Here is a 19,234-nt window from a genome sequence, read left to right as displayed (position 1 = left end):
CTGCTAAAAGATGAACCGCCTCGGATAGGGCCGGCTGGACGGTTCCGGTCCCACCCCTTCGTGCCCGCGTCGTTCGGCTGTCAACAGGCGGCGGCGAGCAAGGGCGTGGGTGCTGCGGCGACAGGCGCTGCCGGCCTTTGCTCAGATCGCCAAAGTGCCCTAGCCATGCGGCTTGCAGCGTTTTTTGGCGGCTTGACTTTTAAACCGAAATCCTTCAATTTAATGACACTAGGAGGGTTTATCCGGGAAATCCATCGGAGCCACTTCAGGAAAAGTTCCTGAGAAGAACAACGAACCATCCTTGCACCCAGGTCCATTTGTCATCATCAACCGCTACCGTAATCTGTCCAACAGAATACGAGGAGGAAAACATGAAAAAACCCGTGAAAAGTTGGCTGATTGCAACGACCGTTGCATCGGTGCTGGCCGTCCCCGGTCTCTCCCACGCCAACAAAGAAGTTGAGGCGCTGACGAAAGATCCCAAGAATTTCGCTACGTGGGGCCTCGACTATGCCGGCACCCGTTACAGCACGCTGGATCAAATCAATACCAGCAACGTAAAGAACATGCAGGTCGCCTGGACCTTCTCCACCGGTATGCTGCGCGGCCACGAAGGCGGCCCGCTGGTCGTGGGTGACGTGGTCTTCATTCACACGCCGTATCCGCACCGCGTTTACGCTCTGGATCAGGGCACCCAGTCCGTGATCTGGGAATACACCTACAGCGGTGAGAAAGACACCGACCAGGCCCAGGTCATCAGCGTAATGTGCTGCGACGTGGTTAACCGCGGTCTGGCTTACGGCGACGGCAAAATCCTCCTGGCTCAAGGCGACGCCACCCTGGTGGCCCTGGACGCCAAGACCGGTAAGGTCGTTTGGAAAGTAAAGAACGGTGAGCCGAAAGTCGGCATGACCAGCACCAACGCTCCGCTGGTAGTGAAGGACAAGGTCATCACCGGTATCGCCGGCGGCGAATTCGGTGTGCGCGGCTTCCTGGCCGCCTACAACCTGAAGGACGGCAGCCTGGCGTGGAAGAAGTACAGCATGGGTCCGGACGCCGATGTCGGCTTGAACCCGGAAAAGACCATGACCTGGACCGACGGCAAATTGGCTCCGGTCGGCAAGGACTCCTCCACCAAGACCTGGAAGGGCGACCAGTGGAAACTGGGCGGCGGCACCACCTGGGGCTGGTTCGCTTACGATCCGCAGCTGAACATGGTCTATTACGGTTCCGGCAACCCCGGCACCTGGAACCCGACCCAGCGTCCGGGCGACAACAAGTGGTCCATGTCCCTGTGGGGCCGCGACGCCGACACGGGTGAAGCGAAGTGGGTTTACCAGATGACCCCGCACGACGAATGGGACTACGACGGCATCAACGAAGTGGTGCTGGTCGACCAGAAAGTGAAAGGCCAGGATCGCAAGTTGCTGGTTCACTTCGACCGTAACGGCTTCGGCTACACCCTGGACCGTACCAACGGCGAACTGCTGGTTGCCGAAAAGTACGACAAGGCCGTTAACTGGGCTACCCACGTCGACATGAAGAGCGGCCGTCCGCAGGTGGCAGACAAGTACTCCACCGACAAGAACGGCGCCGACGTGAACACCAAGGGCGTGTGCCCGGCGGCTCTGGGCTCCAAGGACCAGCAGCCGGTGGCGTTCTCGCCGAAGACCGGCCTGTTCTACATCCCCGGTAACCACGTGTGCATGGACTACGAACCGTTCGAAGTCGAATACACCGCTGGCCAGCCGTACGTAGGCGCTACCCTGAGCATGTACCCGGCAGGCGTTGACGCCAAGACCGGCGAAAAGAACGGCTCCCACAACCTGGGCGTGTTCACCGCTTGGGACGCCACCACCGGTAAGATCGTTTGGTCCAAGGACGAACCGTTCTCCGTATGGGCGGGCGCTGTTGCCACCGCCGGCGACCTGGTGTTCTACGGCACCCTGGAAGGCTACGTGAAGGCTGTCGACGCCAAGACCGGCGAAGAACTGTACAAGTTCAAAACCCCGTCCGGCATCATCGGCAACGTCAACACCTGGAGCTACAAAGGCAAGCAGTACGTCGGCGTACTGTCCGGTCTGGGTGGCTGGGCAGGTATCGGTATGGCAGCCGGTCTGGAAGGCGGCAGCGAAGGTTTGGGTGCTGTAGGCGCGTATCGCAGCCTGGGCAACTTCACCAAGCTGGGCGGCACCTTTACCGTGTTCTCCCTGCCGAACAAGTAAGTCTTAAAAAGCCTTGCTTTAAGCGAAGGAAAGCCCCGGCTTCGGCCGGGGCTTTTTTTTTGCGCGCCTATTCTTTGGCGAGGCGGGCTGTGCGCATCCTCCGCGCGCGAGGGTGGTTTTCCTCGCGGCAATGCATGGGGCAAGCCGTGACGCCGGGTCGATTGTTCGGGTATAGTTCGGCTTTCGTCGCAACCCGTTATCGCCCGAGTCCCATGTTCCCTATCGCAAAATATTCAGCCGCCGCACTGCTCCTTTTGTCCGTTTGTTCCGCCCAGGCCGCCGACGCTTTCCGCGTTTGCGCCGATCCCTCCAACCTGCCGTTTTCCGACAAGCAGGGCGACGGGTTCGAAAACCAGATCGCCGGACTTTTCGCCAAGGCCTTGCATCAGCCGCTGGAATACATGTGGTTTCCCCAGCGCATCGGCTTTATCCGCAACACTCTCAAAGCCAAACAGCCGGATAACGACAAGGCGTATTTGTGCGACGTGGTCATGGGGTATCCGGAAGAATTCGACCAAGTCGTCACCACCAAGCCCTATTACCGTTCCACCTATGCGCTGGTCTATGCCAAGCGCGCGCCGGGGTTGGCTAAGCTGAAATCGGCGGCCGATTTGGACGCATTGGACGCCGACAGCCGCGCCAACTTGAAAATCGCCATGTTCGACCAGAGCGCCGGTACCCCGTGGCTCATCAAGCACGGCTTGGCGGACAACGCCATTCCGTATCCGTCCATGAGCGGCGACGCCGAAAAGAACACCGCCGAAATCATCAAGGACGACATGGCCGCCGGCAAAGTGGATTTGGCCGTGTTGTGGGGGCCGATCGCCGCCTACGTCGTATCGCACACGCCCAAAGGCCAGTTCGCCATGCTGCCGCTCCGGTCGGAAGAAGGCATACGCTTCGATTTCGCTATGTCCATGGGGGTACGGCACGGCGACGACGAGAGGAAAAAGCAGTTGGATCAGCTGATCGAAGGGAAGTCCAAGGAGATCAAGGCGATTTTGAAAAGGTTCGGAATTCCGCTCGTGAATAAGGACGGCAGCTTGATCAAGTAGGGGCGCTCGCCGTGATAAAAGTCAGCATGCTTTATCCCAACAAGGAAGGCGGCCGGTTCGATGTGGATTATTACCTGGGCCATCACGTGCCGCTGTCGGTCAGCCGGTTCGGAGCGGCGCTGAAGGGCTATTCGGTGGAGCAAGGCATTAACGCCGGGCTGTCGGGCTCTCGTCCGCCCTATTTGTTCGCCAGCCATTTGCTTTTCGATTCGCTGGAGGCCTTCCATGCCGCCTTCGAGCCCCATGCGGAAGAGCTGATGCTGGACATGCACAACTACACCGACATCGAAATGCTGGTTCAAATCAGCGAGGTGAAGGTATCCGGTTGAGTAGGGCAAGGCCGTCAACGGCAAAGGCGCCGGCCGGCCCGGTTAGCCATGCGCCGCCTGTTGTAGAATAGGCCAATTGCAAAACCCGCCCCGGCTTATTCCATGACCACACCCCGCATCGGTTTCATCAGCCTCGGCTGCCCCAAGGCCTTGGTGGACAGCGAACGCATCCTCACCAAACTGCGCGCCGAAGGCTACGACTTGGTGAACACCTACAAGGACGCCGACCTGGTGGTGGTGAACACCTGCGGTTTCATCGACGCCGCGGTGGAGGAGTCCCTGGACGCCATCGGCGAGGCCATGCGCGAGAACGGCAAGGTGATCGTCACCGGCTGCCTCGGCGCCGCCCGCGAGGACGAAATCCGCGCCCGCCATCCGCAGCTGCTGAAAATCACCGGCGCCCACGCCTACGAGGAGGTGGTTTCGGCGGTGCACGAGCACGTGCCGGCGCCCCACGATCCTTTCACCAGCCTGGTGCCGCCGCAAGGCATCAAGCTGACGCCGCGCCACTACGCCTATCTGAAGATTTCCGAAGGCTGCAACCACCGTTGCACTTTCTGCATCATCCCTTCCCTGCGCGGCGACTTGGTCAGCCGACCCATCGGCGAGGTGATGGAGGAGGCGCAGCGTCTCACCGACGCCGGCGTGAAGGAGCTGTTGGTGGTGTCGCAAGATACCAGCGCCTACGGCGTGGACCTGGGCTACCGCACCGGCTTCTGGGACGGACGGCCCATCAAGACGCGCTTCTACGAACTGGCGAAAGCCCTGGGCGATCTCGGGCCATGGATACGGCTGCACTACGTCTATCCCTATCCCCACGTGGACGAGGTGATTCCGCTGATGGCCGAGGGGAAGGTGCTGCCCTACCTGGACATTCCCTTCCAGCACGCCAGCCCGCGCATCCTGCAAGCCATGAAGCGGCCGGCGGCGGCGGAAAAGGTGCTGGAGCGCATCCACCGCTGGCGCGACATCTGCCCGGACATCGTGCTGCGCAGCACTTTCATTGTCGGTTTCCCCGGCGAGACGGAGGAAGACTTCCAGATGCTGCTGGACTTCCTCGAAGAGGCCCAATTGGATCGGGTGGGCTGTTTCACCTATTCGCCGGTGCAAGGTGCGGTGGCAAACGACCTGCCGGACCAATTGCCGGAATCACTGAAGGAAGAGCGCCTGGCCCGCTTCATGGAAGTGCAGTCGCGCATCAGCACCGCCAAGCTGGAGCAGCGCGTCGGCGGAGTGGAAACGGTGTTGGTGGACGAGGTGGTGGAGGAAGGCGCCGTGGCCCGTAGCCCGGCCGACGCGCCGGACATCGACGGCCTGGTGTTCATCGACGGCGCTACCCACCTCAAGGTGGGCGAATTCGTGGACGTGGAAATCGAAGAAACCGACGAACACGATATGTGGGCGCATTTGATTTGAATGCGCCGGATTGGTGTCCGTTTTAGCACTGTCGCTCGACGCGGAGCGGATACGACAACGGATGCAACAACAAGCAATGGAGGAAGAGAACGATGCGTATGATTCGCTTGGGACTTTGTGCGCTGGCCTTGGCCGGCTGGTGCGCGGCGGCTGCCGCCGGCGGGTATGAAACCCTGAAACCTTTGTTGGTGGACGCGCCGGGCTGGACCGCCGAGGCCGCCGAAGGCGCCAATATGGACATGAACGGCATGAAGATGGTGACCGCTTCCCGCCGCTACCAGAAGGGCGAAACGCAAAGCCTCACCGCGCAGGTGGGCTTGATGCCCGCCGCCATGGCCGCGCCGGTTCAAGCCATGAATCTCAACATGGAAACCGACGAAAGCATCGTGAAAACCGCGACGGTGGACGGCTTCACGGTGCACCACAATCACGAAAAAGCCCAAAACAGCGGCGCCGTCATGGTGTTCCTGGGCGGCGCCAACCAGGCCAGCTCGGCGCTCTTCACCCTGGAATATGACGGTATCAGCGCCCAGGACGCCATGGCCCTGGCCAAGCGCTTCGATTGGAAAAAAATGCAGGCGGCCACGGCGGCGCTGCGTTAACGCGAACCGCATTGTCGGCGAGGGCCGTCGTTTCGGCCTTTGCCTGCCCTCTTGCATACCCACGGTAAGGAACAATGTCGGCGCGGGCGATTTCGCTCCGCGCCCGCATCGGCGTCGCAGCCGGCACACACAGCGGGAGAAAAATAATGAATATCAGGGGTTGGATTACCTGGGCGGCCGTCGCCTTGCTCGGCGCTTCCGCCGTGGGCGGGATCGCCCTCAACCGGGGCGAGAGCATCAACAGCCTGTGGTTCGTCACGGCGGCGGTGTGTGTCTACGCGCTGGGTTATCGCTTCTACAGCGCTTTCGTCGCCGCCAAAGTGCTGGTGTTGGACGCAAGCCGCGCCACGCCGGCGGAACGCTTCAACGACGGCCGGGATTTCATGCCGACGAACAAATGGGTTGTGTTCGGCCACCACTTCGCCGCCATCGCCGGCCCCGGCCCTTTGATCGGGCCGACCCTGGCGGCGCAGTTCGGCTATTTGCCGGGCACCCTCTGGATACTCATCGGCGCGGTACTGGGCGGCTGCGTGCAAGACTTTGTCACGCTGTTCTTTTCGCTACGCCGCGACGGCCGCTCCCTGGGACAGATGGCCCGGGACGAGTTGGGGATCATCGGCGGCACGGCGGCCCTGTTCGGCGTGATGATGATCATGGTGATCCTCATCGCCGTGTTGGGCCTGGTGGTGGTGAACGCCATGAAACATAGTCCGTGGGCCACTTCCACCGTGGCGGCCACCATTCCGATCGCCGTGCTGATCGGCCTGTACATGCGCAATATCCGCCCCGGCAGGGTGTTGGAAGCTACCGCCATCGGCGTGGCCTTGCTGATTTTGTCGGTGGTGAGCGGCGGTTGGATCGACGCAGACCAAACCTTGCGCGGCTGGTTCGATTTCGACGGCCCGCAGCTGGCTTTGATGATCATCGGCTACGGTTTCGCCGCCGCGGTGCTGCCGGTGTGGCTGCTGCTGGCGCCGCGCGACTACCTGTCCACCTTTATGAAGCTGGGCACCATCGCGGCTTTGGCGGTCGCTATCGTCATCCTGCACCCGGAAGTGAAAATGCCGGCGGTGACCCAGTTTATCGACGGCAGCGGCCCCATTTTCGGCGGCAAGCTGTTTCCCTTCGTTTTCATCACCATCGCTTGCGGCGCCATTTCCGGCTTTCACGCGCTGATTTCCTCGGGCACCACGCCCAAGCTGTTGGCCAACGAAGGGGACGCCCGCTTCATCGGCTACGGCGCCATGATGATGGAGTCTTTCGTCGCCGTCATGGCGATGATCGCCGCGACGGTTTTAGAGCCGGGCGTGTATTTCGCTATCAACTCGCCGGCCGGCGTGGTGGGGGCGGACGCTGCCGCGGCCGTCGCCAAGATTTCCGGTTGGGGCTTTCCGGTGACGGTGGAGCAGATGCAATTTCTCGCCAAGGAAATGGGAGAGGCCACCCTGTTCGCCCGCACCGGCGGCGCGCCGTCCCTGGCGGTGGGCATGGCTTCCCTGTTCGCCGCGGCGTTCGGGGATAAGATGCTGTCGCTGTGGTATCACTTCGCCATCATGTTCGAGGCGCTGTTCATCCTGACGACCCTGGACGCCGGCACTCGCGTCGCGCGTTTCATGTTGCAGGACATGCTGGGCAATTGGGTTCCCGCTTTGGGCCGCACGTCCTGGTATCCCGGCGTATTATTCACCTCGGGCCTGGTTGTGGCGGGGTGGGGGTATTTCCTCTACATGGGCACTATCGATCCCCTCGGCGGTATCAACAGCCTGTGGCCCTTGTTCGGCATCGCCAATCAAATGCTGGCGGCCATCGCCTTGTGCGTGGCGACGACGATTTTGGTGAAGTCGGGTAAAACCCGATATTCCTGGGTGACGGGCGCGCCCTTGGCCTGGCTCGTGACCATCACCAGTTGCGCCGCGTGGGAAAAGCTGTTCAGCCCGCAGTTGAATGTGGGCTTCCTGGCCCAGGCGGCCGACCTGGCGGATAAGCTGGCGGCGGGAAAAGGCGACGCGGCCAAGTTGACCCAATTGATTTTCAACAGCTATTTGGATGCCGCCTTGACGGCGTTTTTCTTGGTCGTCACCTGGGTGCTGGTGCTGGACATGCTGCGGGTATGCTACTGCGCGGCGAACGGCAAGGAACATCCTCCCCTCAGCGAAACGCCTCATATCCCCAGCCGCCTGGTGGAGGACTGGGTGAGGGATTAACGGCAGGCCAGGCGCCGCTCGAACCGGAGCGGCGCCGACATGGGGACGCCGGCTTTCAATAGCCCGGGGGCGGCGCCCACGGGGACTGTGCTTGCCGGCGTTGTTCCTCCTGCCGATCCATGTAATAGCCGGCGCCGCCTCCCACCACGGCACCCACGCCGGCGCCGACCAGCGCGCCTTCCGTGCGGTTTTCGGAAGACATCGCGCCGATAGCCGCGCCGCCCAAGGCGCCGATGCCCGCGCCTTTGACCGCATTGCTGAGGCCCGGGCGAGGCCCGCCACCGTAGCCGTTATATCCGTTGTAACCGTAGTAAGGGGTGTCGGCGCAGCCGCTTAAGAAAACGGCGGCGACAACGACGGGGAGTTTGGTTTTCATGGCGGTATATTTCCAGAGAAACGCCCCCCTCATGAACGGCCGCCGCCGATAGGCCGCGGCATTCAACGGTGGGACGGATGGGGTTAAGGACAGGAGCGGTGGTTCATGGATGGCGCAAGGATTTGCGCATGGCGGATGAGCTCGTGGGACACGGCTTTATGATAGGGAGCGGGAGCGGCGAGGGGATGTGAGAGGCGTCACAAACTCCGCGGCCGCCGCGGCGCGCCTCAGCGGCGGAAAAATAGATTGAGGATCAACGTCAGGGCCAGGCTGATGACGATCATGGAGGTGATGGGGATGAAGACGTAGCGGTTTTCTTCCTCGATGCGGATATCCCCCGGCAAACGGCCGAACCAGGAAAACAGGCCCGGCGCGTAGCTTAACGCCAATCCCACGGCCACCATCGCCAGTCCGGCGAGGACGAAAAATTTACCGCTGTTCATGGATATTCTCCCGCTGCCGGCGTCTAATCCTAGTCGCGTTTGAGCATAGCGCGCGGGGCGAAATCCGGTAAGCTGCCGCCTAGCGTCGAATGCGCTGAATCATCACGGAGCAAGCCATGAACGATAAAGAACTTGTCGCGCGCCACGCCGCCAGCTGGGTCGAGGATGGGATGCTGGTGGGACTCGGCACCGGTTCGACCGCCGACTGTTTCATCGGGGAACTGGCGAGACGCCGGAAGGAAGAGGGTTTGCAGGTTACCGCCGTGGCGAGTTCGGTGATCAGCGCCATTAAGGCGCGTGCGCTGGGTTTGCCCTTGGTGGCGCTGGAACAGGTGGCCCGCCTGGACTTGTACGTGGACGGCGCCGACGAAGTGACGCCGGAGCTGACCCTGTTGAAAGGCCGTGGCGCCGACTTGGTGCGCGAGAAGCTGTTGGCGACGGCGGCCGATAGGTTTCTGGTGTTGGTCGATGGGAGTAAGCTGGTGTCGCGTATCGGCGAACGCTTCGCCGTCCCGGTGGAAGTGATGCCTTTCGCTTGGCAAATGGTCAAGCGCCGGCTGGAATCGCTGGGCGGGAGCGGCGATCTGCGCCCGAACGCCGCCAAGGACGGGCTGGCGGTCACTTCCCACGGCAGCCTGGTTCTCGATATGGCGTTCGCTCCGGCGTTGGATGCCGAAACGCTCGACAACCTCCTGTGCCGTACGCCGGGCGTGGTGGAGCACGGCATTTTCCGAGGGTTGGCGAGCGCGGTGTTGGTTGCGGCCGACGGCTTGGTGGAAGAGCGCTGGGCGGCGGTTCGTTAAACCGTTTTTCATTCCTTGAAATCGAAGGAGTACGTTATGTTGCAGAAAAAACAAATCGCGCCGGCGTTCAACGTGTTGAACCAGGACGGCCAGGCGGTCAGTTTGGCCGACTATCGCGGCAAAAAACACGTGGTGCTCTATTTCTATCCCAAGGACGATACGCCGGGATGCACCATCGAAGCCAACCAATTCACCGCCCTGGCCAAGGAGTTCGCCGAGCTGGACACGGTGGTGTTCGGCGTCAGCAAGGACGACTGCGAAAGCCATCGGGCCTTTATCGGCAAGTACGGGTTGGCTGTGCAATTGTTGGCCGATACCTCCGGCGAGTTGTGCGAAAGCTACGGCGTATGGCAGGAGCGGGAAAAAGACGGCGTCAAGAGGATGGCCATCGTTCGTTCCACCTTTATCATCGACAAGGACGGCGTGCTGCAAGAGGTGATTTACGGCGTGACCCCTGACGGCCATGCGCGGGAAATCCTGGAAAAAATCCGGGCCGGATTGCGCTAGGGGCGGCTTGGGGCGCCATCGGTCGGGCCTGGCCAGAAGCCTTCAGCGCTTCGCCACCGTGACCAGGCCCACCCCGGCCATGACCAGCGCCGCGCCGGCCAGCTGCTGCAAGGACACCGGCTCGCCCAACACGGCGTGGCCCAGGCCGATGGTGACCACAGGACCGATGCTGCTGAGCAGGGCTGTGCGGGCGGGGCCGATGCGGCGCAAGCCCTCGCTGAGGAAAATCGACGGCATCACCGTGCCCAGCAGGGCCATCAGCACAATGGGCAGCATGACCGCCTGCGGTTGCTGCAGATCGGACCATGGTTTCGCCTGGGCGAAATGGGTCAGCACGCCCGCCGTGGCGGAGATCATGGCGACGCCGGTGAAACGGCTCACCCCCAGGCGACGGATGTAGCGGCTGCTGCCTAGGATGTACACGGCATAAGTCAGCGCCGCGCCGAATACCAAGGCACCGCCCAGCAAGACTTGCTCTTGCCGGCCCAGGCTCAGGTCGTGGACGAAGGCCAAGCCGATGCCGGCATAGCTGAACGCCAGGGCCGTCCATTGGCGCCGGCTGACCGACTGCCGCAGCACGGCGGCGGAAATCACCAGCACCAGGGTAGGGTAAAGGAACAGGATCAACCGCTCCAGCCCGGCGCTGATGTAAAACAGGCCGTAGAAATCCAGCAAGCTGGAGAGGTAGTAGCCGATCAGGCCCAGGCCGGCCACCGCCAGCCAATCGCGGTTTCGCAGCCGGCTGGGGTGTTCCTCGCCTGGGCGCGGCCAACAGGCCAGTACCAGGAAAAACGGCAGGGCTAGCAGCATGCGCAATGCCAGCACGGTGATGGCGTCCACCCCGTAGGGATAAACCAGCTTGACGAAAATCGCCTTGGCGGAAAACCCCACGGCTGATCCCAGCACGCACAACGGCCCGATCCAGCGGGTTGATCGGCGCTCCCTAGGCTTGTCGGGCTTGGAATGCATGGGAATGTGCGGGAAGGCTGGGGCTGCGGCAATGTCGCAGCCTGGCTAGCGGGTCAGCGGGCGTCGTCCTGGCCGAAAAAGCGGGTTTCCCGATCGGTTAGGTTCCAAGCCAGCGGCGGTTGCGCCAGGGGAGCGCTGGGCAGCGGCAACGTCGCCAGATCGGCCACGCCGATCAGCGCCCGCCCGGCCATGTAGAGCAAGCCTTTGCCCAGTCCGACGGGGACGTAAAGGACGCCGTTGCGGTCGACCTCGTTGACCATGTTCTTGGGGATTTCCATCCAGCCGTAGGCGATATTGCCGGCTCCCCGCAGGGCTTTGTCGGTGACGGCGTCGAGATAGCCCTCCGCTTCGGCGGCGCCGGCCGCGGATAAACAGCCCAGCAACAGCAGCCAGCCATACGGTTTCGCCATCGTTCCATTCCTCGCTGTGAAAATTGTCAGGCGGACCCATTATCCGCCAGTTTTTCCCGCAGCAAGCGCCTAAATCCGGCCCAATCGAAACTGTCGCCCGGATCGGTCTTGCGGCCGGGGGCGATATCGCTGTGGCCGGCGATGCGCTCCTGCGTCAGCGCGGGGTAGCGCCGCAATAGGCATGCCGCCAGCATCGCCAAGGCGGTGTATTGGGGGGCGGTGTAGGGTTCGGTTTCCGTGCCTTCCAGCTCGATGCCGATGGAAAAATCGTTGCACCGCTCGCGGCCTTGGTAGCGGGAAACCCCGGCGTGCCAGGCGCGCTGCTGGAACGGCACGTACTGCGTTACCGAGCCGTCGCGGCGGATCAGCGCGTGGGCCGATACTTTCAGGTGGTGCACGTCGGCGAAATAGGGATGGCCGTTCGCCGGCAGGCTGTTGGTGAACAGTTGATCGATCCAGGGGCCGCCGAATTCCCCCGGCGGCAGGCTGATGCAGTGAACGACGATGAGCGAAATATCCGCCGGGTCGGGACGGGCATCGCAATTGGGCGAGGACACGCGCCGCGCTGCCGCCAACCAGCCGTCGCCGGAAATGTCTACGGGTTCCATGTGGCCCACAGGCTCTCCAGGCCCCGCACCGTGGTGGTGGCGCGCCACACCGGCGCCTCGAGGTTTTCCAGCCGCAAGCCGGGCAGCCGTTGCAGCAAGGCGGCCAGGGCCGTTTCCAGTTCGATGCGCGCCAGGCGCGCGCCCAGGCAATAGTGGGCGCCGCCGCCGAAGGACAGCGGATTGGCGGTGGCGGCGCGGTCGATGCGGAAGCTGTCCGGATCGGGGAAGACTTCCGGGTCGCGGTTGGCGGCGCCCAGGTTGATGTAGACGGTGTCCCCCTTGGCGACCGCTACGCCGTCCACGTCCAGATCCTGCAAAGCCACGCGGGCGGCCAAATGCACCGAGCTGTCGTAGCGCAGCGCCTCGTTGACCGCCTGGGGCAGCAGCGACCAGTCGTCGCGCAGCCGCGCCAGTTGCTCCGGGTGGCGGAACAGGGCCAGCAGGGCGTTGCCGATCATGTTGGCGGTGGTTTCATGGCCGGCCATGAACAATAGCGTGGTATTGGCGATGATTTCCTTTTCGGTGAGGCGGTCCTGGCCTTCTTCCGCCTTGAGCATGAGGGATACCAGTCCATCGCAGGGGCGGCGACGGCGGGAGGCGAGGATGTCGCCGAAATAAGTCGCGAAAGTTGAAGCGGCGGATTCCGCCGCTTTCAGGTCGGCATCGTTCAACGGCGTCAGCTCGAATACTTTCACCAGGGCTTGGCTTTCCTGCTGGAACAGTTGGGCGTCGTCGGCGCGGATGCCCATGAGGGCGCAAATCACCGCCATGGGCAGGGGATAGGCGAAGGCCGCGGCCAAGTCGGCGCGGCCGTCGCGGTAAAAATCGCCGATGAGCCGGTCGGCCGCCGTTTCGGTCAAGCGTCGCAGTTCCGCCGCTTGTTTGACGCCGAAGGCCTTGCTGACCAGGGCGCGCAAGCGGGTGTGCTCGGGCGGGTTCATGAGCAGCAGGAAGCGGTTGACGGTGGCGAACACCGGGTTTTGCGAGCGCTCCGGCCCATAACGCCGCGCCACGCCGGACAAATAATCCTTGCCGAAACGCGCGTCGCGCAAAATGGCGTCCGCGACTCGGTAGCGGGTCGCCAGCCAAAGGCCGGGCATCAGGCTATGCAGCGGGCCGGCTTGGCGCAATTGGCTATAGACGGGATAGGGATCGGCGATAAAGGCGGGGGAGGTGAAATCCATTGGCGACGTGGACGCTATCCGTTTTTTTGCCAATGATACGTCATCCCGCGATTGCTTGGCGCGGCCGGCGCGGTAATTGCCCCAAGGCGGCATTTGACTTTAAATCGTCCGCGCCAACGCCCCTTCGGAGTCCTCTATGCCAGTTGTCAGCGTCCGTTTCCGTCGCGTCGTCCTTGTGTTGGCGGTTGCCATGTCGGCATCCGCCGCCCACGCCAGGAAAATGTACAAATTCCAGGACGACCTGGGGCGTTGGCATTACAGCGACGCCAAGCCCCAGGAGGGAATGGCCAAATCGCTGGAAGTGTCGCAGGTGGCGATGGATCCGGCCACGGCCGTGTCATTGGAGAACCGCGACGCCGAGGGGCGGCGCCAAGTGTTCGCCAGCAATCGCTGGGCCGGTCCGGTGGAGGTGGAGGTGACGCCTTTGGAGGTGGTCAATATGCTCGTCGAGCCGCCTTTGCCCCATCGCTTCGTGCTGGCCGGGGGCGCCGTCGCCGCGCCCATTATCGACATGCGCCTGGCCGATTCCCGCCAAACCGGCACGGTTCGTTACGGCTACCGGTATACGCCGGGCGATCCCTCGGCCCAGCCCGAAGAAAATCATGCCTACCTTCCGCCCATTGCGCCGGGCAGCACTTACGCGATATCGCAGGGATTTTTTGGCGCATTCAGCCACCAAGGCGCGCAAAACCGGTATGCGATCGACATCGCCATGCCGGAAGGGACGCCGGTCCACGCGATGCGGGACGGCGTGGTGATGGCGGTGGAAAACGATTTCTATGAAAGCGGCGTCAAGGACAAGCTGCAATCCCGCGCCAACCACATCCGCATTCTGCACGACGACGGCGGCATGGCGGTTTATGCCCATTTGGCACTGGAGAGCACGCAGGTGTCCCAGGGGCAGAAAGTCGTTGCCGGCCAGCTTATCGCGCATTCGGGCAGGACCGGCTACGCCAGCGGCCCCCACCTGCACGTGGTCATTCAGCGTAACAAAGGCATGGAATTGGAGTCCATGCCGTTCCTGTTCCGCTATCCGGACGGGAGTGTGCGCGAACCGAAGGAGGGGGATGTGTTGCAGGGCGCCGTCGTCGGCCGTCCCTGAGGTTCGACGGCCGTTCCTCGACGGAAACAAAAACTCCCGCGCGAGGCGGGAGCTTCTGTGGGTTAAGGCGCGGAGGGAGGCGCGCGCCGCGCCGGCGAGGCTATTCGCCCCCTTCCGGCGCGGGCGGCTCGCCTGAACCGCCGCCGTTGGAGGGGTCGTTGCCGCCGTCGTTGTTGCCGCGGTTGCCGCCGCCGCGGCGACGGCCTCGCTGGAAGCGATGGCCGCGGCGCGAGCGGCGCGGCGTGGCCGGTTCCCCCGCGGCGGCATCGGCGCCGCCGGCAGCGGTTTCGTCGGCCGCGAGCGGCTGGGCTTCCTGCGCCGCCGGTTCCTCCGCCGGTGGCTGTACTACGGGCGTGGACGGCAGGTTGAGCTCCAGACCCGGCGCGATTTCATAGTGGAAAAGCACCGAAGACACCGCTTCTCCTATGGGGTCGTGGGGCAGCGCGATGGGCAGCGGCGGCAACGGCGGCGGAGGAGGGGGCGGCGGCGGCGGTAGCGGCGCGGCCTTCGATTTCGGTGCGGGGATGCGGTTAGGCCTCGCTTCTGGGCGTTCCGGCCGTGCCGCGGCCGGAGCCGGCGGCGGCACGGGCGCCGCTGACGGTGCGCCATGTGCCGTTTCTACGGCCGTGTCCTCTCCCGCCTTGGCGTCGATCGGTGCGGCCTGGCCGCGCGGCGCGTTGCGCTGGCGCGGTTCCCGGGGCTGGCGGGGCATGCGCGGCTCTCTGGGCGGGCGCTGGGCTTCCGGCCGGGGCGGCATGGGCTCGCGGGGGGTAACGGTCTCGGTTTGGGGTTCCGTCACCGTTGCTGCGGTCACGGCTCCCCCGCTCCTTTCTCCTCTTTCGCCGCCACGGCGGCCGCGGCGGCGGCGATCGCCGCGACGGTCTTCCCGCTGGCGCTGGCCGCGCTCGGCTTCGTCACCGGTAGCGGCAACCGCCGGCCCGCGGGGCGCAGGGGGTTGCGGCGGCGGCGGCAGCGGTCTGGTGCTGCGCGGCGCTTGCGCTCCGGCTTCGGTCGGGGAGGTGTTGTCTTCGCCTTCTTCCCCCACCAGCTTGCGCCAGAAGCGCTTGATCAGGCCGGAGGAAGGCTCCGACTTGACGGCGGCCCGCCCGGGAGCCTGGACCGGCGCCGGGGTCAGCTTGGGCTGCGTTTGCAGCGGGGCCGGCGTGGCGGGCAAAAAGTCCTTTACGGCGGGCTGTTCGGCGCTTTGGCCGATGGCTTGGGCGAAATCGGGCTGACTCGGTTCCAGGGACGCCGCCAACTCGTAGCTGGGCTTTTCCCCTTCCTCGATGCCTGTGCCCTTGATGCGCTGGATGTCGTAATGGGGCGTTTCCAGGTGGCGGCTGGGGATGATGAGCACCCGCACTTTCTGCCGCGCTTCGATCTGTTCGATGACGGAGCGCTTTTCGTTGAGCAGATAGGTGGCCACCTCGATGGGCACCTGGGCGATGATTTTTTCCGTGCCCTTTTTCATCGAATCTTCTTCGATCATGCGCAGGATGGACAGGGACAGGGACCCGACGGTGCGGACCGAGCCCTGGCCCTTGCAGCGCGGGCAGGTGTGCAATGTGGCTTCGCCCAGGGACGGGCGCAGGCGCTGGCGCGACATTTCCAGCAGGCCGAAGCGGGAGATGCGGCCGAGCTGGATGCGGGCGCGGTCCGACTTGACCGCGTCGCGCAGGCGGTTTTCCACGGCGCGCTGGTTTTTCACCGACATCATGTCGATGAAGTCGATGACGAACAATCCGCCCAGGTCGCGCAAGCGCAGCTGGCGGGCGATTTCGTCGGCCGCCTCCAGGTTGGTGTTGAGGGCGGTTTCCTCGATGTCGCCGCCCTTGGTGGCGCGCGCCGAGTTGATGTCGACGGAGGTCAGCGCTTCGGCCGGGTCGATGACGATGGCGCCGCCGGAGGGCAGGGACACTTCACGCCGGTAGGCCATTTCGATCTGGCTCTCGATCTGGTAGCGGCTGAACAGCGGCACCGAGTCGTTATAGGGCTTGGCCTTATGGATGAACTGCGGCATCACCTGCTGCAGGAAGCTGGTGGCCAGACGCAGAGTGGCGGGATTGTCGATGAGGATTTCGTCGATGTCGCCGCGCAAATGGTCGCGCAGGGCGCGGATCACCACGTTGCTTTCCTGGAAAATCAGGAACGGCGCCGGTTTTTCCTCGGCCGAGCGGGCGATGGCTTCCCACAGCTGCAGCAGGTAGTTCAAGTCCCACTGCAGTTCTTCCACCGACTTGCCGCCGCCGGCGGTGCGGATGATGAGCCCCATGCCCTCGGGGATTTCCAGCTGGGCCATCACCTCGCGCATGTCGTTGCGGCTTTCGCCTTCGATGCGGCGCGACACGCCGCCGGCGCGGGGGTTGTTGGGCATCAGCACCAGGTAGCTGCCGGCCAGGCTGATGTAGGTGGTGAGCGCCGCACCCTTGGTGCCGCGTTCCTCCTTTTCGATTTGGACGACGACTTCCTGGCCTTCGCGCAGCAGGCTTTTTATATCGTGACGGTCGAAGCCTTCTTCAGGCGCCTGGGCGTAGTAGCTGGGGGAGATTTCTTTGAACGGCAGGAAGCCGTGGCGTTCCGAGCCGTAGTTGACGAAAGCCGCTTCCAGGCTGGGCTCGATGCGGGTGATGGTGCCTTTGTAGATGTTGGCTTTTTTCTGTTCCTTGGAAGGGATTTCTATGTCGAAGTCATATAGCTTTTGACCGTCGACCAGGGCCACGCGCAGCTCTTCGGGCTGCGTGGCGTTGATCAGCATTCGTTTCATGTGGTTCTGCCCTCGGCGTCCCAGCAAGGCGGTAAGCTGGTTGAGTCAGGGCGGATTTTCCTGGGGCAATCATGTGTCGGCGTTAACCCGGTTGGTTCGGCATCGTCATGTTCCGACAGCTTTGGCGTCGGTCCCGAAAATCCGCGGCTCGCAAATCGAGAATATCGGCGCTGCTCCGAGTTCTCTCCCGGCCGGTGGGCACCCTTTAGATAGGGGATGCCGGGGGCGGGGGGCGGAGCGGCCCTTCGATTCCTTGAGGGACGCATACACCGCTCATCATGGGTTGAGCGGAAAAAACCCGTTTATCCGTCGTCGTATTGGCGGCAGCGCTTTGCGCTGGCCGCCGGTTTCCGACCGGTCATTTCGTTGCGCGGGACCGCGCCGCTGCGCGATCCTTGGATGGAGCCGCCGGGGGTAGTGCCGGCCCCTGGTTATAAGGCCTGCGCCCCTGGGCTGGCGGAGCATTATTATGGGGGGCTTGTTGCCCGCCACTATTCTGGCTCCGAGCGTGCAATATCGGCCGCCCTGTCGGTTTGGCCGGCAATGCGGGCGTAGCTTTCATCCAAACGGCCCAACTATAGCAATCTTCTGAAATATCATCAATTTTCCTGTGCGAACTGCTATTATTGGGCCATGTCTAGCGAGTCCGCCGATACCCCCCGCGTTCAGATTATCCAAATCCCGGCCGAATTCGCCGGACAACGGGTGGACAATTTTCTCTTCACGCGCCTAAAAGGCGTTCCCAAAAGCCGCGTTTACCGTATGTTGCGCTCCGGTGAAGTGCGCATCAACGGCGGCCGCGTGCGCGCCGAGTCGCGCCTGCAGGACGGCGACATGCTGCGGGTGCCGCCGGTGCGGGTGGCGGAACGGGCTGAGGTGGCCCTGCCCACGGCCCTGCTGCAACAGCGCTTGGACGACCGCATCGTGTTCGAGGACGACGCCATGCTGGTGCTGAACAAGCCCAGCGGCATGCCGGTGCACGGCGGCAGCGGCGTCAGTTTCGGCGTCATCGAGGCCCTGCGCCATCTGCGCCCCGAAGCGCGTTTTTTGGAATTGGTGCACCGGCTGGACCGCGACACCTCCGGCCTGCTGCTGGTGGCCAAAAAACGCAGCGCCCTGCGCGTCCTGCACGAACTGTTCCGCGACGACCGGGTGGAAAAGCGCTACTTGGCCTTGTTGGCCGGCGCTTGGGGGCAGAAAAAACTGCTGGTGGATGCCCCCCTGGAGAAAAATGTCGCCCAGGGCGGCGAGCGCATGGTGCGCGTGTCGCGCCAAGGCAAGCCGGCCCAGACCTATTTCCACCGCCAGGAGCTGTTCGCCGACGCCACTTTGGTGGAGGCCAAGCCGGTGACCGGGCGCACCCACCAGATCCGCGTGCACGCCGCCCATCTGGGCCATCCCATCATCGGCGACGAACGCTACGGCCAGGAGGAAACCAATAAGGCGTTTCGCCGCCGGGGGCTCAAGCGCCTGTTTTTGCACGCGGCCAAACTGGTCATCGCCCACCCCGTCAGCGGCGTCGAGCTGCGCTTGCATGCGCCGCTGGAGCCGGAGTTGGACGCTTTTCTGCAACAATTACGTCGATGAAACGGCAATACGACTTGATCGTGTTCGATTGGGACGGCACGCTGATCGACTCCATCGGCTGGATCGTGCATAGCCTGCGTTGCGCCGCTGCCGCTTGCGGCTTGCCCGACCCCGCCGACGAGGACGCCCGCGGCGTGATCGGCCTGAGCCTGAGCGCCGCCATGGGGGCTTTGTTCCCCGGCATATCGCCGGCGGAAGAGGCCGCTTTGGTGCAGGCCTACCAGGAGGCCTATGCCGCCAAGGAGCTGGGCCGCGACCATTTGTTCGACGGCGTGCTGGACATGCTGGACGACCTGCGGGGGCAGGGGTACCGTTTGGCGGTGGCCACCGGCAAAAGCCGTCGGGGCTTGCAGAACGCCTTGAGGGCCACCGCCACCGGCGATTTATTCAGCGTTACCCGCTGCGCCGATGAAACCGCCTCCAAGCCCCATCCGCGCATGTTGCTGGAAATCATGGGGGAAACCGGTTTCGCGGCGGAGCGCACGTTGATGATCGGCGATTCCGTGCACGATATGAAAATGGCCGGCAACGCCCAGGTGGCGGCCGTGGGCGTTGCCTGCGGAGCCAACAGCCGGGAGCAGTTGCTGGAGCATAATCCCTTGTTTTGCCTGTCCACCACCGTTCAGTTGATGGATGTATTGGTCTGAATA

Annotated in this window: 18 protein-coding genes; 11 read left to right on the top strand and 7 right to left on the bottom strand. The window is 63.5% G+C overall.

The annotated features are described in order from the left end of the window. The first annotated feature begins 371 nt into the window (after window positions 1-371). The 6 genes from K5607_RS15700 to K5607_RS15675 all read left to right on the top strand — a co-directional run bounded on the left by K5607_RS15700 (window position 372) and on the right by K5607_RS15675 (window position 7,831). The gene (locus K5607_RS15700) at window positions 372-2,225 is read left to right on the top strand and encodes a methanol/ethanol family PQQ-dependent dehydrogenase (protein WP_221047570.1); all 1,854 of its coding nucleotides are present in this window, start codon (window positions 372-374) and stop codon (window positions 2,223-2,225) included. Between the two features lie 254 nt (window positions 2,226-2,479). After that, on the top strand, window positions 2,480-3,280 hold the full coding sequence (locus K5607_RS15695) for a quinoprotein dehydrogenase-associated putative ABC transporter substrate-binding protein (protein ID WP_246598891.1): 801 nt from the start codon (window positions 2,480-2,482) through the stop codon (window positions 3,278-3,280). An 11-nt stretch (window positions 3,281-3,291) separates the two neighbouring features. After that, window positions 3,292-3,609 (top strand): EthD family reductase, encoded by a 318-nt coding sequence (locus K5607_RS15690; protein ID WP_054773464.1) that lies wholly within the window; start codon window positions 3,292-3,294, stop codon window positions 3,607-3,609. Window positions 3,610-3,711: 102 nt separating this feature from the next. Then, the gene (gene rimO, locus K5607_RS15685) at window positions 3,712-5,025 is read left to right on the top strand and encodes a 30S ribosomal protein S12 methylthiotransferase RimO (RefSeq protein WP_221047569.1); all 1,314 of its coding nucleotides are present in this window, start codon (window positions 3,712-3,714) and stop codon (window positions 5,023-5,025) included. 92 nt (window positions 5,026-5,117) lie between these two features. Further along, complete coding sequence (locus K5607_RS15680; protein WP_221047568.1) at window positions 5,118-5,627, top strand: hypothetical protein; 510 nt, start codon at window positions 5,118-5,120, stop codon at window positions 5,625-5,627. A gap of 146 nt (window positions 5,628-5,773) precedes the next feature. Next, a complete protein-coding gene (locus K5607_RS15675; RefSeq protein ID WP_054773462.1) occupies window positions 5,774-7,831 on the top strand; it encodes a carbon starvation CstA family protein in 2,058 nt (685 codons plus the stop codon). 55 nt (window positions 7,832-7,886) lie between these two features. Here the strand turns inward: K5607_RS15675 and K5607_RS15670 are convergent, their stop codons facing one another. Together K5607_RS15670 and K5607_RS15665 are read right to left on the bottom strand one after the other, a co-directional pair. Then, the gene (locus K5607_RS15670) at window positions 7,887-8,207 is read right to left on the bottom strand and encodes a YMGG-like glycine zipper-containing protein (protein ID WP_221047567.1); all 321 of its coding nucleotides are present in this window, start codon (window positions 8,205-8,207) and stop codon (window positions 7,887-7,889) included. Window positions 8,208-8,434: 227 nt separating this feature from the next. Continuing rightward, on the bottom strand, window positions 8,435-8,650 hold the full coding sequence (locus K5607_RS15665) for a DUF2905 domain-containing protein (protein ID WP_054774310.1): 216 nt from the start codon (window positions 8,648-8,650) through the stop codon (window positions 8,435-8,437). 116 nt (window positions 8,651-8,766) lie between these two features. Here K5607_RS15665 and rpiA point away from each other — a divergent pair, with 116 nt between their 5' ends. Together rpiA and K5607_RS15655 are read left to right on the top strand one after the other, a co-directional pair. Further along, window positions 8,767-9,453 carry a ribose-5-phosphate isomerase RpiA gene (rpiA, locus tag K5607_RS15660; protein WP_054774311.1) on the top strand — a complete coding sequence of 229 codons (687 nt, stop codon included), beginning with the start codon at window positions 8,767-8,769 and terminating at the stop codon, window positions 9,451-9,453. A 36-nt stretch (window positions 9,454-9,489) separates the two neighbouring features. After that, window positions 9,490-9,960 (top strand): peroxiredoxin, encoded by a 471-nt coding sequence (locus tag K5607_RS15655; protein WP_221047566.1) that lies wholly within the window; start codon window positions 9,490-9,492, stop codon window positions 9,958-9,960. Between the two features lie 42 nt (window positions 9,961-10,002). Here the strand turns inward: K5607_RS15655 and K5607_RS15650 are convergent, their stop codons facing one another. Genes K5607_RS15650 through K5607_RS15635 form a run of 4 tightly spaced genes read right to left on the bottom strand, consistent with a single transcriptional unit; the run spans window position 10,003 to window position 13,131 of the window. Further along, entirely contained in the window at window positions 10,003-10,929 is a 927-nt protein-coding gene (locus K5607_RS15650) for a DMT family transporter (RefSeq protein ID WP_054774312.1), read from the bottom strand. 53 nt (window positions 10,930-10,982) lie between these two features. After that, on the bottom strand, window positions 10,983-11,339 hold the full coding sequence (locus tag K5607_RS15645; protein ID WP_221047565.1) for an exosortase system-associated protein, TIGR04073 family: 357 nt from the start codon (window positions 11,337-11,339) through the stop codon (window positions 10,983-10,985). 26 nt (window positions 11,340-11,365) lie between these two features. Next, window positions 11,366-11,947, bottom strand: a complete 582-nt coding sequence (gene ampD / locus K5607_RS15640) for a 1,6-anhydro-N-acetylmuramyl-L-alanine amidase AmpD (protein ID WP_054774314.1) — start codon at window positions 11,945-11,947, stop codon at window positions 11,366-11,368. Further along, a complete protein-coding gene (locus K5607_RS15635) occupies window positions 11,935-13,131 on the bottom strand; it encodes a cytochrome P450 (RefSeq protein WP_221047564.1) in 1,197 nt (398 codons plus the stop codon). Before K5607_RS15635 ends, ampD begins: the two co-directional genes overlap by 13 nt. Before the next feature lie 190 nt (window positions 13,132-13,321). Here K5607_RS15635 and K5607_RS15630 point away from each other — a divergent pair, with 190 nt between their 5' ends. Next, window positions 13,322-14,233, top strand: coding sequence for a M23 family metallopeptidase (locus K5607_RS15630; protein WP_221047563.1), 912 nt, complete (start codon window positions 13,322-13,324; stop codon window positions 14,231-14,233). A gap of 100 nt (window positions 14,234-14,333) precedes the next feature. Here the strand turns inward: K5607_RS15630 and rne are convergent, their stop codons facing one another. Next, the gene (gene rne, locus K5607_RS15625; RefSeq protein WP_221047562.1) at window positions 14,334-16,997 is read right to left on the bottom strand and encodes a ribonuclease E; all 2,664 of its coding nucleotides are present in this window, start codon (window positions 16,995-16,997) and stop codon (window positions 14,334-14,336) included. Between the two features lie 633 nt (window positions 16,998-17,630). Here rne and rluC point away from each other — a divergent pair. Together rluC and K5607_RS15615 are read left to right on the top strand one after the other, a co-directional pair. Continuing rightward, window positions 17,631-18,584, top strand: a complete 954-nt coding sequence (gene rluC / locus K5607_RS15620) for a 23S rRNA pseudouridine(955/2504/2580) synthase RluC (protein WP_221047561.1) — start codon at window positions 17,631-17,633, stop codon at window positions 18,582-18,584. Continuing rightward, a complete protein-coding gene (locus K5607_RS15615; RefSeq protein WP_054773508.1) occupies window positions 18,581-19,231 on the top strand; it encodes an HAD-IA family hydrolase in 651 nt (216 codons plus the stop codon). The genes rluC and K5607_RS15615 overlap by 4 nt, the downstream gene beginning before the upstream one ends. The last annotated feature ends 3 nt before the right edge of the window (window positions 19,232-19,234 follow it).

This window comes from Methylogaea oryzae, assembly GCF_019669985.1.
GTDB classification, from domain to species: Bacteria; Pseudomonadota; Gammaproteobacteria; order Methylococcales; family Methylococcaceae; genus Methylogaea; species Methylogaea oryzae.
Note: the sequence above shows the minus strand (reverse complement) of the source record. Positions and strands in the feature narration are given on the sequence as shown.